Source organism: Psychrosphaera saromensis, from assembly GCF_002954545.1.
GTDB lineage: Bacteria > Pseudomonadota > Gammaproteobacteria > Enterobacterales > Alteromonadaceae > Psychrosphaera > Psychrosphaera saromensis.
In genome coordinates this window covers 3,458,080-3,475,984 of the sequence record NZ_MSCH01000003.1, presented here as the reverse complement: position 1 = coordinate 3,475,984, position 17,905 = coordinate 3,458,080, and the positions used below count along the sequence as shown (strand labels likewise).

Annotated in this window: 15 protein-coding genes; 11 read left to right on the top strand and 4 right to left on the bottom strand. The window is 38.1% G+C overall.

The genetic code is table 11. The features are described from left to right. The first annotated feature begins 10 nt into the window (after positions 1–10). From trmD to BTO11_RS15690, 5 genes are all read left to right on the top strand, one after another. Positions 11–766, top strand: a complete 756-nt coding sequence (trmD, locus tag BTO11_RS15710) for a tRNA (guanosine(37)-N1)-methyltransferase TrmD (RefSeq protein ID WP_268245068.1) — start codon at positions 11–13, stop codon at positions 764–766. 47 nt (positions 767–813) lie between these two features. Beyond that, entirely contained in the window at positions 814–1,182 is a 369-nt protein-coding gene (gene rplS, locus BTO11_RS15705; protein WP_105053486.1) for a 50S ribosomal protein L19, read from the top strand. 242 nt (positions 1,183–1,424) lie between these two features. Further along, a complete protein-coding gene (locus BTO11_RS15700; RefSeq protein WP_105053485.1) occupies positions 1,425–2,510 on the top strand; it encodes a 3-deoxy-7-phosphoheptulonate synthase in 1,086 nt (361 codons plus the stop codon). Between the two features lie 11 nt (positions 2,511–2,521). Beyond that, positions 2,522–3,640 carry a bifunctional chorismate mutase/prephenate dehydrogenase gene (gene tyrA, locus BTO11_RS15695; RefSeq protein WP_105053484.1) on the top strand — a complete coding sequence of 373 codons (1,119 nt, stop codon included), beginning with the start codon at positions 2,522–2,524 and terminating at the stop codon, positions 3,638–3,640. A gap of 152 nt (positions 3,641–3,792) precedes the next feature. Further along, positions 3,793–4,635, top strand: a complete 843-nt coding sequence (locus BTO11_RS15690; RefSeq protein ID WP_105053483.1) for an HDOD domain-containing protein — start codon at positions 3,793–3,795, stop codon at positions 4,633–4,635. Positions 4,636–4,728: 93 nt separating this feature from the next. Here BTO11_RS15690 and nadE read toward each other — a convergent pair whose 3' ends face one another. Next, positions 4,729–5,562, bottom strand: coding sequence for an ammonia-dependent NAD(+) synthetase (nadE, locus tag BTO11_RS15685; RefSeq protein WP_105053482.1), 834 nt, complete (start codon positions 5,560–5,562; stop codon positions 4,729–4,731). Positions 5,563–5,649: 87 nt separating this feature from the next. On the opposite strand from nadE, the gene BTO11_RS15680 reads away from it, so the two are divergent. After that, a complete protein-coding gene (locus tag BTO11_RS15680) occupies positions 5,650–5,988 on the top strand; it encodes a P-II family nitrogen regulator (RefSeq protein ID WP_105053481.1) in 339 nt (112 codons plus the stop codon). 75 nt (positions 5,989–6,063) lie between these two features. Here BTO11_RS15680 and tpx read toward each other — a convergent pair whose 3' ends face one another. Beyond that, positions 6,064–6,696, bottom strand: coding sequence for a thiol peroxidase (gene tpx / locus BTO11_RS15675; RefSeq protein WP_105053480.1), 633 nt, complete (start codon positions 6,694–6,696; stop codon positions 6,064–6,066). Between the two features lie 156 nt (positions 6,697–6,852). Here tpx and BTO11_RS15670 point away from each other — a divergent pair, with 156 nt between their 5' ends. Both BTO11_RS15670 and BTO11_RS15665 read left to right on the top strand, forming a co-directional pair. Next, positions 6,853–7,857, top strand: a complete 1,005-nt coding sequence (locus tag BTO11_RS15670; protein ID WP_105053479.1) for a response regulator — start codon at positions 6,853–6,855, stop codon at positions 7,855–7,857. A gap of 2 nt (positions 7,858–7,859) precedes the next feature. After that, entirely contained in the window at positions 7,860–8,837 is a 978-nt protein-coding gene (locus tag BTO11_RS15665) for a sensor domain-containing diguanylate cyclase (protein ID WP_105053478.1), read from the top strand. Positions 8,838–8,929: 92 nt separating this feature from the next. On the opposite strand, the gene BTO11_RS15660 is transcribed toward BTO11_RS15665, so the two are convergent. Continuing rightward, complete coding sequence (locus tag BTO11_RS15660) at positions 8,930–9,664, bottom strand: TIGR04211 family SH3 domain-containing protein (RefSeq protein ID WP_105053477.1); 735 nt, start codon at positions 9,662–9,664, stop codon at positions 8,930–8,932. Positions 9,665–9,903: 239 nt separating this feature from the next. On the opposite strand from BTO11_RS15660, the gene BTO11_RS15655 reads away from it, so the two are divergent. Continuing rightward, positions 9,904–11,463: a CYTH domain-containing protein gene (locus BTO11_RS15655; protein ID WP_105053476.1), complete on the top strand. Its 1,560-nt coding sequence runs from the start codon at positions 9,904–9,906 to the stop codon at positions 11,461–11,463. Positions 11,464–11,503: 40 nt separating this feature from the next. Further along, positions 11,504–14,338 (top strand): bifunctional [glutamate--ammonia ligase]-adenylyl-L-tyrosine phosphorylase/[glutamate--ammonia-ligase] adenylyltransferase, encoded by a 2,835-nt coding sequence (gene glnE, locus BTO11_RS15650; protein ID WP_105053475.1) that lies wholly within the window; start codon positions 11,504–11,506, stop codon positions 14,336–14,338. On the opposite strand, the gene BTO11_RS15645 is transcribed toward glnE, so the two are convergent. Beyond that, positions 14,335–15,516, bottom strand: a complete 1,182-nt coding sequence (locus BTO11_RS15645) for a GGDEF domain-containing protein (RefSeq protein ID WP_146105506.1) — start codon at positions 15,514–15,516, stop codon at positions 14,335–14,337. The two genes, glnE and BTO11_RS15645, sit on opposite strands and share 4 nt — an antisense overlap. 386 nt (positions 15,517–15,902) lie before the next feature. Here BTO11_RS15645 and dnaK point away from each other — a divergent pair, with 386 nt between their 5' ends. Continuing rightward, entirely contained in the window at positions 15,903–17,831 is a 1,929-nt protein-coding gene (dnaK, locus tag BTO11_RS15640; protein WP_105053473.1) for a molecular chaperone DnaK, read from the top strand. Positions 17,832–17,905 lie beyond the last annotated feature (74 nt).

The window sequence follows — 17,905 nt, the reverse complement described above, 5'->3', positions numbered from 1 at the left end:
ACGTAAAATCGTGAATTGTCAGTTATGGATTGGTGTTATTACACTTTTTCCAGAAATGTTTGATGCAATTACCCAACATGGTGTAATTGGCCGAGCTATTCAAAAAGGTACTATCGAGTTTAACACTTGGAATCCCCGAGCGTTTACACACGATAGGCACAATACTGTTGATGACCGACCTTACGGCGGTGGTCCAGGAATGTTGATGATGGTTCAACCTTTAACAGATGCTATTCGTACTGCGAAAGAAGCGGCTGGTGAAGGAGCAAAGGTTATTTATCTTTCACCTCAGGGTAGAAAGTTAGATCAAGCTGGAGTTAAACATTTATCACAACACAAAAAAATTGTGTTGGTTGCGGGTCGATATGAAGGAATAGATGAACGAGTGATTCAATCGGAAGTCGATGAAGAATGGTCGATTGGTGATTTTGTTCTAAGTGGCGGTGAACTACCGGCTATGACACTGATTGATGCAGTGTCGAGAATGATTCCTGGAGTGTTGGGGCATAAGCTTTCAGCAGAACAAGATTCTTTTTCAGACGGTTTGTTAGATTGTCCACATTATACAAGACCTGAAGTTTTGGCTGGTCAGCGGGTACCAGATGTATTACTTAGCGGTAATCATGAAAAAATCCGACAATGGCGATTAAAGCAATCGCTTGGCAGAACCTGGTTACGAAGACCTGATTTAATTAATAATCTAGCTCTGACTGACGAACAGAAAGTACTGCTTGATTCGTTCCTCGCGGAACAGGATACAAACTAGTATTTGACGTTTTGCATTTCAGTGAAATCTAGAAAAGTGAGAATATAATGAGCAAAGTAAGTCAAAACATCATTAAGGCTCTAGAAGACGAGCAAATGAAAACTGATCTTCCGGCATTTGGCCCGGGTGATACAGTAGTTGTAAAAGTACGCGTAATCGAAGGTGAAAAAACACGTCTTCAAGCATTTGAAGGTTTCGTTCTAGCGAAAAGAAATCGTGGATTACACTCTGCATTCGTAGTACGTAAAATTTCTAACGGTGAAGGTGTTGAGCGTACATTCCAAACGCACAGCCCTGTTATCGACAGCATCGAAGTTAAACGTCGTGGTGATGTACGTCGCGCTAAACTTTATTACATGCGTGAACGTTCTGGTAAGTCAGCACGTATCAAAGAAAAGTTGGACTATAAAAAGTAGACTTTTTTACTTGATGCCAAAAAGGAGCACATTTGTTGCTCCTTTTTTTGTGCCTGAAATTCAACAAAGCTTAATTGTTAATGGCTTTATGTGTTTGGTGAAACTTAACATTGCAAAAAAATCATTTCATATATCAGATTAGACGTTGACACTGGTTGTTGTTTTTAATAATGTGTAACTAAAGGTGTACGGGGTGTAAACTTAATTTTACATAATTCCTCGCTAAATAATTTGAGGTTAATATGAATAAAGACAGTTTGAATAATGTGAACGTTAAAGCTGAAAAGCTTTTGGTTATGCCTAGTGCGTTAAAATCGGCGTTGCCGTTAAGTGAAGAAAATAAAACGTTTATTGCCAACGCTCGTCACACTATCTCCAATATAGTGCATAAAAAAGATCACAGAACGTTAATAATTACAGGGCCATGTTCCATACATGATATTAAAGCGGCAAAAGAATATGCATTAAAGCTGAAAGCCCTTCAGGAACAATGCGCTGATACTGTATACCTTGTAATGCGTGTTTATTTTGAAAAACCTAGAACAACGGTTGGCTGGAAAGGATTGATCAATGACCCACATTTAGATGGTTCATTCGATATTGAAACCGGCTTGTTAAATGCTCGTGAATTATTATTGTGGTTAACCGACCAAGAAATTCCAATTGCGACTGAAGCACTTGACCCAATTTCTCCTCAGTATTTGTCAGACTTAATTAGTTGGTCAGCAATTGGTGCTCGTACAACTGAATCTCAAACTCACCGTGAAATGGCCAGTGGCTTGTCTATGCCGGTGGGTTTCAAAAATGGAACAGACGGCAATGTTGGTATTGCAGTTAACGCCATAGGATCTGCAGAGAGCGAGCATAACTTTATTGGCATTAGTGATAAAGGCCAGGTAGCGATTATTCAAACAAAGGGCAATCCTGACGCTCATTTGATACTTCGTGGTGGTAGTCAATCACCAAATTACCAAGCTGAGTTTGTTGATGCTGCAGAAGCGGATATTGAAAAAGCGGGTTACAACGCGGCTATTATTGTTGACTGTTCACATGCCAATACAGACAAAGATTACACTAGACAACCTATTGTTGCTAAAGACATACTGACTCAACTTGAGCAGGGTAACCGTTCTATTGTCGGAATTATGATAGAAAGTAATATCAACGAAGGTAACCAAAAACTAGTTGATGACATACGCACGTTAAAATATGGCGTGTCGGTAACAGACGCTTGTATTGACTGGGCCTCAACAGAGTCTTTAGTACTAGAGTTTGCTCAGCGATTAGATACAGTGATTAAAGCAAAACAATTAAATACAGCAGCGTAACGGAGTTCGGTTTGGCGTTAAATAACCTTAGAGATGAAATTGATAAGTTAGATACTCAACTTGTTGAGTTACTTGCTAAACGACAAGCGATCACAACCGCTGTTGGCAAATATAAACAGGAAGTGGGGAAACCTATTTACGATCCTCAGCGTGAAGCTGAGCTCATCTCTAAGCGCCGAGATTTAGCTGCATCATTAAATGTAGAGCCTGACTTAATTGAAGATTTATTACGCCGGATTATGCGTGAATCGTATCAGAGCCAGCATGTGTCGTATCTTTGTGTGTTACCAGAAAAAAGTAAAGTCGTGATTGTTGGTGGAAAGGGGGCGTTAGGCTCTCGTTTTTGTGACATGTTTACACGTTCTAATTATCTTGTGGAAGTGATAGAGCAAGATGACTGGCCACATATCGACTCAAAAATTAAAGACGCTAAATTGGTATTGATCACAGTACCAATTAAAATTACCGAACAGGTTATTGCTAAACTTCCTGAGTTAGCAAGTGACTGTGTTTTAGCGGATTTAACTTCACTTAAGCATGCACCGTTAAATGCTATGTTAGACAAACATACAGGCCCTGTTGTTGGCTTGCACCCGATGTTTGGTCCAGATGTACCAAACTTTGTTAAACAAGTGTTTGTGGTATGTGAGGGGCGTTTCCCTGAACAATACCAATGGCTGTTAGACCAAATAAAGATTTGGGGCGCTATGTTACAAGTGGATGATGCTGCAGAGCACGACACTAGTATGGAGCTTATTCAAGCTATGCGCCATTTTACTACGTTTGTTTACGGTCAGTTTTTGTCAAATGAAAAGCCGGATTTGGATCAACTGTTGCGTTTAAGCTCTCCTATTTATCGTTTGGAGCTTGCTATGACAGGTCGTTTATTCGCACAAGATCCTAACTTATATGCAGATATTATTTTTGGTGCTAAAAATGCGCTCGAACTTGCCATTCGATTTAGGCAAGAACTAGATGAGGCAATTACGCTTTTGCAAAATAATGATAAAGAAAGTTTTAAGCAAAGTTTTCATGTAGTTGCCCAATGGTTTGGTGGTAAGTCCAATGAATTCCTAGCTGATAGCCGAAGTTTATTAAAGTCAGCACAAGACTCTCGAATTTTAAAGTAAATAAAATTTAACAATTGAGTGAATTCCCGACTAAGATTGATGTAAATCTAATAAAAAGTTGTTGTTTAATCATTTGTTTAGCTAAGTTTATTTAGCTTAATGATTATTATAAATAAAGACTTTATGTCCAATGTATAGTTGAAGGAACTCATATGTCTACAGAAAATGCCTTATTGACCATTCTGATTGAAAAAATAAAGAATGATTCTATCGTATTACCAACCTTGCCAGAAATAGCCATTAAAATTCGTGAAACTGCTGATGATCCAGACGTTAATTTAACCGCGATGGCGCATGTTATCGGCCAAGATCCTGCGCTTTCAGCTCGTATGGTTAGAGTTGCCAATAGTGCATTTATGGGACGTTCAGTAAAAGTTGAAACTCTTAACCAAGCAGTGACTCGTATTGGCTTACGCCAGATTAAAAATATTGCGACCGCTATCGCAATGGAACAATTGTTTGTTTCAAAAAATGAGTTAGTCCGTGAATACATGAATGAGTCATGGCAAAAAACAGTCAATGTCGCTTGTGTTGCTATGGCGACGTTACAAATTTGGTTGAAAGAGAATAAACGTACATCACTAAATATCGACACCTTAACGTTAGTGGCACTTGTACACAGTATTGGCGTGTTACCAATTTTGATTGAAGCGGAGCGCCATGAAGAAGTATTTGCTAACCCTAGATTTTTAGATGTGGCAATCCAACGTATGGCAGGTAAGCTTGGTGGCGCGATTATGCGTTCTTGGGAATTTACCGGTGAATTTGTTGAAGTGACAGAAAATTGGAATGATTTAGAGTTTCAAACGGAACAAGTTAGTTATATCGACTTTGTTCGTATCGGGGCAATTTATACGGATGTGATTGGTAAGAACGCAGACAAGAATGAATTGTTATCGGTATATATTAAAAAAGGCATTTTGCCTGACTTAGATTTCTTAGGAAATGATGAGTTTATTGAAGCGTTAAATGATGTGAAGAGTGTTTTTGCCTAACGTGAATTAGGTTGAATAAATTAAAAAAATAAAAAAGCGAGTCATTGATGACTCGCTTTTTTGTGTTTATAGATCTTAATCAGCCAGAGCTAATTAGTCGTAGATGCTCGGAATTGCTTCACGCTTGTGTTGAGTACGGTTAAATATACCAACTAGTTTGTCACTCGCTTCTTGGCCAATATCTTTACCTTCTAGGAAGTCATCAATTTGGTCATAGGTTAGACCCAATGCGTGTTCATCTTCCAAACCAGGGGAAAGTTCTTCAAGATCCGCCGTTGGGGCTTTAGTCACTAAAACTTGTGGTGCACCTAAATAACTAGCAAGTGAGCGAACTTGTCTTTTATTTAAACCAAATAATGGAATTAAGTCGCAAGCACCATCGCCAAACTTAGTGAAAAAGCCAGTGATGTTCTCAGCTGAGTGGTCTGTACCGAGTACTAAACCGTTAAGTAGGCCTGCCACTTCATATTGAGCAACCATACGCATACGAGCTTTTACGTTGCCTTTAACAAAGTCGATACTAGTATCTGCAAGTGTTGACTTTAACGAGTCAGGAAGACAACCAATAACCTGCTGATGTATACCTTCTACCCCGTCTTTCACATTAACCGTTAAAGCATGAGTTGGCTTTATAAAATCAACGGCTAGTTGCGCTTCGTCTTCGTCAGCTTGAACGTTATAAGGCAATCTGACGGCAGCAAATGAATACTTGTCGGTGTTATGCTCTTTATTCAGTTCATCTATGGCTAATTGAGCTAACTTTCCACATGTGGTTGAATCGATACCGCCACTAATACCTAGAACTAAAGAAGTTAAATTTGAATTGGTTAATCTTGATTTTATGAACTCAACACGTCTGGACACCTCTTGTTCCACGTTAATACTTGGTTGAACTCGCATTTCTTTTATTATTTGTTCTGCATTCATAAACTTAACACTTCTATTGTTAATCTAGAGTGGTTATTCTATTCCAAAATTAATAATTGAACTAGCACTAAGTTTAGTGAGGGAAATATGAAAAAAGTAACCGCTATTATCAAACCATTTAAACTGGATGATGTAAGAGAATCCTTATCTGAATTAGGCATTACGGGTATGACAGTGACTGAGGTGAAAGGGTTTGGACGCCAAAAGGGACACACAGAACTTTATCGTGGTGCTGAGTATATGGTGGATTTCTTACCAAAAGTTAAATTGGAATTGATCATCACTGATGAATTATTGGAGCAAGTTGTAGAAAGTATTTTAGCGACAGCTCAAACTGGAAAAATCGGCGATGGTAAGATTTTCGTAGAAAACATTGAAAGAGTTATAAGAATTAGAACGGGCGAAGAAAACGACCAAGCTATTTAATTGTTAAGCTCAAATAAAAAAACCGGAAGTAAATACTTCCGGTTTCATAACCATGATAACCAGCTAAGTTGTTATTTATTTTTTAGCTGTAGGCTCTTCAACATCAGTTGGCTCAGTTTGTTCTGACACTGCGTTAATCGCGGCCAAAGCTGCATCGTAATCAGGCTGACCTGATAATCGATTCACTATTTCTTTATAAGCTATGTTGCCTTCAGGCGAAATCACAAATATAGCGCGGGCTAATAACCCCATATCTTTAATTAACAAACCATAATTCATACCAAAGTCACGCCATACTGAATCAGACAAGGTTTGCATCTTATCTATATTTTCCGTTTGGCAAAAACGTTTTTGTGCAAATGGTAAGTCGGTACTTATGGTTAACATCACGATATCTTGTGGCAAGTTTGCAAACTCATCATTAAATCGTTTTGTTTGTATGCTGCAAATACCCGTATCTAAGCTTGATACTACGCTTATCAGTAAAGGTTTACCGGCAAAGTCAGCTAATGTTTTAACACTGAATTTATTATCAACCACTTTAAAGTTTGGTGCTGATTGTCCCAGGTTTACCTGAGTGCCTAATAAAGCAACGGGTTTATCACCGGCTTTAACAAGATCAAAGTGCACCGGAAGACCTTTTTGAATATCATAAGCATTTGAAAACGTACTTAAAAAAGTTAGTAGTATTAGTATTGAATATTTCATAGTTGAAAATAGAGCCTATATTTTTCTTTCAAAGAATAGGGCGTATTGTCTACTAAGTGCTATAGTTTTGAAAGCAATAATAAATATACCTTCGGGTGAAGTAATTTATAATTAAATATAATTCAACTCAATCCAATTACGGTCGATAAAAGCGGTATGCAAATTCCAGTAATAATATGTGACGATTCAAATTTGGCACGCAAACAGATGGCTCGTTCTCTCCCTGAGGATTGGGACATTGAAGTGATCTTTGCCAACAATGGCGAAGATGGCATGGATAAGATCCATCAGCATAAGCCAACGATTTTATTTTTAGACTTAAATATGCCTGTGCTAGACGGTTATGGAGTACTAGAAAGACTCAAGACTGAAAACATACCCGTGACGACTATTGTCGTCTCAGGTGATATTCAAGCTGAAGCCCATGCTCGTGTAAAAGCATTAGGCGCATTAGACTTCATTAAAAAACCAATTGATAAGAATAAACTTCAAGAACTATTAAACAAGCACGGTATTACTGAGCCCAGTAAGCTTGAAGCATTAGCCCCAGAAGTTGAAGAGTTATTAGACCCTGAAACCCGTGACATATTGCAAGAGATAACCAATGTTGCAATAGGTCAGGCTGGTAGCTTGTTGGCGAGCGTTTTAAAAGTGTTTGTTAAATTGCCAATCCCAAATGTTAACTTATTAGAAGTAAGTGAACTTTCAATGGCATTGCATTCCGTTGAAAGTAGTGACTCCACCTCTGGTGTGTGCCAAGGCTTTATTAGTGGCGGCGTTGCTGGTGAAGCATTATTAATCCTTAATGACTCCAGCTTTGTTGATATAGCTCGCTTATTAAATTACAACAAAAAAATTGATGATGGTGTTGAACTTGAACTCTTAATGGATATTTCTAATATTCTTATAGGTTCAGTGTTAAAGGGACTTTCTGAGCAATTAGATCTTAACTTTAGCCAAGGCCACCCAGTTGTATTGGGCCAGCATTGTAATGTATCTGACTTAATTTATAGCAACTCAACTCATTGGAAAAAATCATTAACCGTAGAGATCAGTTACGGTATTGAAGACTACGATATTCATTGCGACTTGTTATTGTTAATCACTGAAGATTCAATACCAACGTTAAAAAACAAACTTAACTTTTTATTTGATGTTTAATTATGAGTGAAAAAGCGACAGTAGAGATATCAGAAATCCATTGGATGATGGATATGTTCCAATCCGTAGATGTTGGATTGGTTGTATTAGACCGAGATTACAAAATTCAGGTCTGGAATGGCTTTATGGAAAACCATAGTGGTTTATTACCTTATGAAGTAAGGGATAAAGTATTATTTGATGCCTTTCCTATGTTGGACAAAGAATGGTTATTACAAAAAATAGACCCTGTTTTTGTATTAAAAAATAGAGCATTTACCATTTGGGAACAACACGCGCATATTTTTAAATTTAAAAATTATCGCCCTATAACTAGTGTTGCTCCATTTATGTATCAAAACGCAACCTTCATACCGCTGACTAATATCACGGGTGATGTAACTCATTTATGTATCATTATTTATGATGTGACCGATGTCGCTATTTCAAAAATAGAGTTACAAGAAGCGAATAACGAATTACAACGATTAAGCCAAACCGACAGGTTAACTAACTTAAATAATCGTGGTTATTGGGAAGAGTGTTTACAAAAAGAATTTTTACGTCAACGCCGTAATCATGGTGTAAGTAGTTTATTAATATTTGATATTGACCACTTTAAAAAAGTGAATGATGCATACGGTCATGCCGGTGGTGATGAAGCTATTTTACATCTGGCTAAAATATTGAAGAAGAATTTAAGAGAAACTGATATTGGTGGACGTTATGGCGGCGAAGAGTATGGCGTTATTCTAACGGAAACCACAGCCAAAGAAGCCTACATATTTGCAGAACGTTTAAGGATTATGGTTGAAGAATCTGTTGTTTCTTATAATGAGTTTGAATTCCAATTTACGATAAGTTTGGGGATTGCTGAATTTACTGGTGAATTGAATTCACATCAGAATTGGATAGAAGTTACAGACTCGGCATTATATAAAGCGAAAATGTCAGGTAGGAATAAAGTTGAGATATATACCCAGCCTCAACTCGATGAATAAAGTAGATAATTAGATAATAAAAAAGCTCAGTATAAACTGAGCTTTTTTGTTATTTGGATATTTTTTTAAAACAACACAGTACTAAGAGAAACTTAGCTCCACTGTTTTTGTTTATTACGACGCGTTAATAACCAACCAACAAACACACCAAGTAATACCGCACCAACATCATACAACTTAGCTAAAATACGTTTTGTTTCATCTATTTGTTCAACAGAAGCACGTAATGTTTCATTTTCAGTCGTCGCCGTTGACAATTGCTTAGATAATGCTGCATTAGTATTAGTTAACTCTGCTATTTCATTTTCTAAAACTTTTAAATCATCAGTCGATACCGTACCTAGTTTAGATATTCTAACGTTTAAGTCTTTAATCGTAGCATTGGCGGTCGCTAATTTAGCTTTAACACCAGCGGTATCTACTAACAACGTTGAATCAATCCAACCTGTTTTATTATCACTTAGTTTTATCTCAAACCAACCTGTATTCACATTTTTTGTGATAACTGTAACTTTTTCGCTAGCTGCAACGCGGCCAATAATACGGTAACGGCTGCTGCTGCCTGAATGAAGGAATACAAATAGTTCATCAGATACATACATTTGGTACGGTTGTACTTCAACAATTGGGCTCTTTTTCTCTACCACGGCTGCAACAGGAGCAACTTCTGTTACTGGTGTTGTTGTCGCTTCTGCATTTTCATCAGCGTTTACCACTTTAGCAGCAGGATTTGTTGGTTCTACTTCTGGCTCGGCAAATACAGAGTTTGATAGCGTTAAACCACAAAGTAGCATGGCGATAGTTAGCTTTATTCTTTTATTTTCCATGGAAAGTGTTCTTATATTTTATTCGACAAAATTTATCTATGCTTGATGTTAGGTTTTTACGCAGGGGAGTTCAAGTACTTATTGTTCAGAGGTTGTTTATCCAACAGTTATTAAGGTGTTTGTGGGGGAAGTTGATTGGTAACTGCAGATGAGAGTTTTGGAAAATATTGAGTTTAGTGTAATGGTTAGGTAACCTGCATCTAAGTTAACTTTTCCCACCAAAAGACAAAGCCACTTAAATGGAAATTGAATTAAAGTTTTTAGTATCAAGCAACGATAGCTCATTATTATCTAAAGCGTTAGACGATAGCCAATATCAGATTGATCATAAGCCTACTCTTACATTATCAAACGCCTATTACGATACGCCTGACAATACATTACGTCAGTGGGATTTTGGTTTACGAACGCGCCGTAGCGAAACCGACAGCGGTAGTTGCAGCATGGAACAGACTATTAAGTTAGCGGGTAAAGATATTGGTGGGTTACAACAACGACCTGAATACACAGAAGCGTTAAAAAATACCAATACTCAGTCTGTGTTTGCTGATTTAACTTTATTCTCTTCATCTATTTGGCCATCAGGCTTTTCAGCCCAAGACGTTCAATCTCGGTTAACCAAAATATTCGAAACTAATTTTGTTAGACAAATATGGTTAATTACAACGGCCAATGGTGCCGTGGTTGAATGTGTCCTAGACAAAGGATATGTAGAAGCTAATCAAAAAGGCGAGATGCGTCAGCAAGAGATTTCAGAATTCGAATTAGAAATTGTCAGTGGTGATGTTGCCGATCTGATTGAAATCGCCACCTATTTAACCACAAAAGTAAACGCTAAGTTGGGTTACCTAAGTAAAGCCGCTAGAGGCTACATGTTAGCGCAAGATACCGCGCTAGAAAGTAAAAACCTGGAACCAAGTAAATTTGCTGGCGATTGCCAGATAGAACCAGCCTTTGTTCAATTACTCACTTACGCAATAAACTTTATTCAGCATCATGAAGTTGTGTTTGCTCAGATGAAAACATTAAAGTCGTTACGTCGAGTGCTCGATGGTTTCTCGCTGATCATTCATATTTTACAATTGTTTTCTAAGTATTTACCCAATAGCCAGTGCCAAAGGTACATAGAGCTATTTAAGCAATGCCGCGGCGACCACAGCTGGATTGAAGCATTTTATCAGTTAGAACAACTGACCGGACGAAAAAGTCCGTATCGAAAAGACATTGATAAAAGTGAATATTTACGTTCTACATTAGCGTCTATAAAAATGCCGGACGATAAAATTGCAAAATCCCTCAGTAAATTTAGCTCAACAGAATATAACCATTTGTTCTTAGGGTTTATTCAGTGGATCAATAAAAAGCAGTGGCGTAATGAAATGCCTCTGGATGCGTTAAATCAATTAACTATTCCTATGGCTGAAGTGTCTGAGACTTGGTTGGATTATTATTGGCTTACCTTAAAAGAGGCATTGTCAGCGTTACCTAAACAGGCTGATACATCAGGGATAGAATCAACGTTTGTACCGTTAACAAGAGTGTTGTTAACCGGTATTTGTGTTGACGGATTATTTGTTTGTGAAGAACGTAAACACTTTCGTAGTCATTTATTAAATCTAATGGTTGGTTTTGAAGAAACCATTTTATTGCAAAAATCAGAGCAGATATTGTTAGCCAATACTAAAAACGATACTGACGAAAAAGCGGCGATTAAGTGGTTGCAATCAAAACAACAAAGCTTACAAATGGCTTTGGATGCGTCGGTCATTGCCACAACTAAACTTAAACCATATTGGTAAAATGCAGATCCCATTGGGGTTAATTTAACGATTGATTTAGATGATGGAAGTAACGGATATGTTGCCACAAGAGTTAGCGTCGCAAGCTGAATTACGCCTACAAAGCGTATTAGAAAAATGGCCAGATGTTAAAACTAGCCAGGTAGGCGAGCAGGTTGCATTAACCTTATTTGGCTTAAGCGACTTTATCTTTCAAACCTGTCAACGTTATCAAAATGTCGCTGAGTACTTTCTAACGCTGAATAACCAGAGCGAGTTATTAGCTGAGATTGCTTTTATAGACCAAGCGTCTTTACAGCTAGATGAAGTGAGCTTTCTACAAAAACTCAGAAGCTTTCGTCATTTTGTTATGGCCGTGTACGCCGCCAGAGACTTTCTTAAGTTACAAACTATTGAATCCACAATGACCAACCTATCTAATCTGGCAGACCAGTTTTATCTGTTAGTGAGAGAGTGGGTGAAGCTACAAATGTCAGCTCGTTCCGGGTTAGCTCTTGATCCGCAGGGCAATGAAATATCTTTAATTGCTCTAGGTATGGGGAAATTAGGCGGAGGTGAACTCAACTTCTCTTCCGATATTGATCTGATTTTTGGTTATGCTGAAAAAGGCGAAACCAGCACAGGTCGTCGCAGCGAAGATTTCCAAATTTACTTCACCAAAATGGCTCAAAAAATAATTCAACTGCTCGACTCTGTTACCGCCGATGGCCGAGTATTTAGAGTCGACATGCGTTTACGTCCGTTTGGCGACAGTGGCCCTTTAGTGAGTAGCTTTGATGCACTTGAAGACTATTATCAAGATCAAGGTCGTGAGTGGGAGCGTTATGCATTATTAAAGGCTAGACCTTTAGGCTTAAGTTCTGCAATTACAGAAACTGAGCAGACACAGCAGCAATTATTATTGCAAGTGTTAAAACCTTTTGTCTATCGTCGCTATATTGATTACAGCGTGATAGATGCACTTAGAAAGATGAAGCTGCAAATTCAGCAAGAAGTGAAACGTAGAAACCTAAAGCTTAATATTAAATTGGGCGAGGGCGGAATTAGGGAAGCTGAATTTATCGTCCAAGCGTTGCAAATGTTACGTGGTGGCAAAGATGCACAGTTACAAAAACAAAGCCTATTAAAAACCTTACCTGAGCTAGTCGCGTTATCTGTTTTTACGGTAGAAGAATCTGAGCAGCTTAAAACCAGTTATTTGTGGTTACGCCAATGTGAACAGTACTTACAAGCCTTTGCCGATGAGCAAACTCAAACCTTGCCACAGGATGAATTAAAGCAACTCACGTTAATCACGTTATTTCAATTGGACTCTTGGTCGGCATTTTTGGATGCATTTAAACTGCATAGCCAAAAGATAAATCATATCTTTATCAATGTTATTGGTGAAACACCGCAGGACTCTGATCAGCAAGAAGATCATTTAATTAGTAAGTGGCGTGATATTTGGCTTCACAGCGATGAAAAGTCTGACGATGAACCCGATATACTACTTGTTAAGCAATTGAGAAAAGACTTAGCAAACTCGGTCAGTGGCAGTCGTGGCCAAGATAAGCTGGACTTGTTAATGCCTTTGTTATTTGCCGAATGCGAGTCGCAAAATATAGAATTACAGCAAGCGACTGCGGTATTTAATCTGGTTAAGAAGATTGCATCCAGAACCACCTATTTAGAATTGTTAGATGAAAACCAAGGTGCCAGAACGCAACTGGTGAAACTCGTTACGTCTTGCCATTTTATAGGAACAGAATTAACCAAGTTCCCATTACTCCTCGACTTACTAATTGACCCTAAACTACTTTATTCTCCGGCAGAACTAAGCAGTTATTATTCTGACTTAAGACGTAACCTATTACGTGTTGAACCAGACGACTTAGAACTGCAAATGGAAGTGTTGCGCCAATTTAAACTATCAACGCAATTAGCCATCGCCGCTTGTGACGTTCAAGGTGTTATGAACCTGATGCAAGTAAGCGATCACTTAACTGAATTAGCCAGTGTTTGTTTACATTTTTCGGTTGAAATTGCATGGGGGCAAATGGTTGCTAAATATGGTTATCCGGTTGGCAGCACATTTGAGAACAAAAACTTTGGTGTTATTGGTTATGGCAAATTAGGTGGTTATGAGCTTGGTTATGGCTCGGACTTGGATATCGTGTTTGTGCATAACTGTGATAGCTCACAGCCAACAGACGGTAAAAAGCCAATTGATTCTAGGCAGTTTTATTTAAAACTGTCACAGCGAGTTATGCATATTTTTACCACTCGCACTTTATCGGGCGAGTTATATGAAATCGATACTCGTTTACGTCCATCTGGTGCATCTGGCTTATTAGCGATTAATATTGAAACCTTTGCCGAGTATCAACAGACCGAAGCCTGGACCTGGGAGCATCAAGCGTTAGTACGTTCTCGCTTTATTCTCGGAGATGAACATTTAGGCCAAAGATTTAATCAAATTCGTCATAATATTTTAACCAAGCAAAGAGATGCTGATTTACTTAAACAAGAAATCGCGTCGATGCGAATTAAAATGTTTGATAATTTAAATAAAGAAAAAGAAGGTTTTTTTGACTTAAAACAGTCAAGAGGGGGGATTGCTGATATCGAATTTATTAGTCAGCTTTTAGTCTTGTCGAAAAGTAATCAATATCCTGAACTTGCTGAGTTACCAGATAATATAAGAATTTTACAACAAGCCTCTAAACTTAATTTAATTTCAGAGTCTGATAATAAAGAGCTGGTGGATGCGTATATTTTATATCGACGCCTTTATCACACAGCGTCGTTAAATGGCGATGAGAAATTGTCGGAACTTAAAGAGATAACCGAAAGCCGAGACCAAGTACTGGCTATTTGGCAAACGCTGTTTTAATTATCCAACTTCATGTCGGTAGAATATTGAATAACGCGATTTCTACCAGCTTCTTTGGCATAGTAAAGGGCGACATCAGACTCGATAATCGCTGTGTTTAACGGTTGCTCTAAGTTCAATGTCGATAAGCCAAAGCTGGCAGTATACCTAACGTCACATATATGAGTTTTCAATAATGACTCAGATATTCTGCTTCTAATGCGCTCCGCTAACTCACCTGCACCTTTTATGTCGGTATAAGGTAAGACTAAACAAAATTCTTCACCACCGAATCTAGCGGTAATGTCCGTGTCTCTAGTTGCGTCTTTAATAATAGATGCACAGTCTTTAATAACCTGGTCGCCTACATCATGGCCGAACGTATCGTTAATAAATTTAAAGTTATCCAGGTCACACATCATTAATGATATTTCAAAATTCTGTCGTTTTGCCAAATTAATGATGGTTTCTGAACTGTCGTAAAACTGACGTCTGTTTAATAACCCAGTTAAAAAGTCGACACTGGACTCTTTGTGGTACATGTCTGATATTTCTGACAAGAACATAGTTAGCGTAGAGCCAAATAGCAATAGGGTGTTTACCGCAACCACAACGGTTAACGCAGAAAGAAAATTAAACGGGTCAGACGTGAATGATAATGTAACGAATAACATGCTTATTAATAGGATAGACAACTTAAGCGCTAAGGTGGCTAGCTTCTCACCAAATGACGGCCTGTTTTTATCAAGCGGTACATGTTTAATAATAGATAAAGTAATTAGAATGATAGAGATGTTTAAAATAAACACTCGGGCAAGTTGCGAGCTATCAATAAAGTAGAATAAATACTGGTTAACACCAATGGTAAGCACAAGTAACGATAATGAGATTTTATCTAATAGTATATTTGCTGACTTATCGCTATGGCGACTTATAAAGGCTGATTTTAAATAGACAACCGCCAGTATATATAAAAAGTCGTTCATAAAGGTCGAAAATGCATTTGTCTGATATAACGAAAAAATAAATGCGGTAAAGGATGCTGCTGAGATTAAGTAGAAAAGAGATAGATATCTTTCAGAGCGGATATTGTGTTTCACTTTTTTAAGTGGACTTAAAAAGTAAAAACCAGAGGCTATCAAGCATAATAAAATAATGACAGAGACGTAAGTGAGTTGCGATGTAAAAAGGGTATTCAATTAAAGTGCCTTAAAAGCTATATTCTTCAATAATATAGAATAAATGTTTGATACTGGCGCAAATCTTTAATTAAAAATACATCTTAGCCATCAGCGATAGGCAATTTTAACTGTATTGTGACTAACTTGTCTATTGTTAACCCCGCAATCAGAGGCTCATAACCAAGATATTTTTATTAGCGGTTTATCTTAGTCGTAAAACTACATATTTATTTACCTAAATTGGCTACGGATTTGGTGAAAATCATAAAAAAAACGATATAACCACACTAATTTAATGTTTTTATGAAAAAACTTCACATTTTGAGTTGAAAACCATTTAGCCAACCCCACTTAGTTAGCAAGCAAATTTAAACCCCTAATAACAGAATTTTGGAGAACATCCCATGGGTAGAATGATCGGTATAGATTTAGGTACAACTAACTCTTGTGTAGCAGTTTTAGACGGCGATAAGCCTCGTGTAATCGAGAACGCAGAGGGCGATCGTACAACGCCATCTATCATCGCATATACAGAAGACGGTGAAACATTAGTTGGTCAACCAGCTAAACGTCAAGCAGTAACAAATCCAACAAATACATTATTCGCAATCAAGCGTTTAATTGGTCGTCGTTGGGAAGATAAAGAAATTCAACGTGACATCGACATCATGCCTTTTAAAATTGTTAAAGCTGACAATGGCGATGCATGGGTTGAAGCGAAAGGCGAGAAAATGGCTCCGCCACAAATCTCTGCTGAAGTTCTTAAGAAAATGAAGAAAACAGCTGAAGATTATCTTGGTGAAGCAGTAACGTCTGCAGTAATCACGGTTCCTGCTTACTTCAACGATTCACAACGTCAAGCAACTAAAGATGCTGGTCGTATTGCTGGACTAGACGTAAAACGTATTATCAACGAACCAACAGCCGCTGCACTAGCATACGGTCTTGGTAAAAAAGGTAGCGACAATGTAGTTGCTGTTTATGACCTTGGTGGTGGTACATTCGATATCTCTATCATCGAAATAGATGAAGTAGATGGCGAGCAAACTTTCGAAGTATTAGCGACTAACGGTGATACTCACTTAGGTGGTGAAGATTTCGATAACCGTGTTATCAACTACTTAGTTGAAGAATTTAATAAAGAGCAAGGCGTTAATCTTAAAAATGACCCTCTTGCAATGCAACGTGTTAAAGAAGCTGCAGAAAAAGCTAAAATCGAACTTTCATCTGCACAAACAACAGAAGTTAACTTACCTTACGTAACGGCGGATGCTTCTGGTCCTAAACACATGAACATCAAGATCACTCGTTCAAAACTAGAGTCTCTTGTTGAAGATATGATCCAAGCAACATTAGAACCATTAAAAATGGCTCTTAAAGATGCAGACTTATCAGTAAGTGATATAAATGACATCATCTTAGTTGGTGGTCAAACACGTATGCCTAAGGTACAAGAAGCTGTTACTGAATTCTTCGGTAAAGAGCCTCGTAAAGATGTTAACCCTGATGAAGCGGTAGCGGTTGGCGCAGCGATTCAAGCTGGTGTTCTTTCTGGTGACGTTAAAGATGTATTGTTATTAGATGTTAGTCCATTATCTCTAGGTATCGAGACTATGGGTGGCGTAATGACTGCAGTAATCGAGAAAAACACGACGATTCCTACAAAACAGTCACAAACGTTCTCAACTGCAGAAGATAACCAAGCAGCGGTAACGATTCACGTACTACAAGGTGAGCGTAAGCAAGCGGCAAACAATAAGTCACTTGGTCAGTTCAACTTAGAAGGTATACGTGCAGCACAACGTGGTACGCCACAAATCGAAGTAACATTCGATGTTGATGCCGACGGTATCTTACATGTATCTGCAAAAGATAAAGATACAGGTAAAGAACAGAAAATCACTATCCAAGCATCTTCAGGTTTATCTGATGAAGAAGTTGAAGCTATGATCCGTGATGCAGAAGCAAATGCTGAAGAAGACAAAAAGTTTGAAGTACTAGCGCAAGCTCGTAACCAAGCTGACGCTCTAGCACATGCTACTGAGAAACAAATCACAGAAGCCGGTGATGACTTACCAGTTGAAGACAAAGAAGTTATCGAAAAAGCTATCTCTGAACTTAAAGACGCATCTAAGTCTGGTTCAACAGATGACATCGAAGCTAAGTCTAAAGCTCTAATGGAAGCGTCTCAAAAACTAGCTGAAATTGCACAAGCAAAATCTGGTGCACAACAAGCTGGTCCTGATATGGACGGTGAACAAGCTCAATCTGCACAAGATGATGATGTAGTAGATGCTGAGTTTGAAGAAGTTAATGAAGATGATAAAAAATAGAATTTTCTAGGCTCTGTGCCTTTGTCGCAGATACTCATGTGGTAAACCACACTGCGTGTCTGCTTCACGGCACA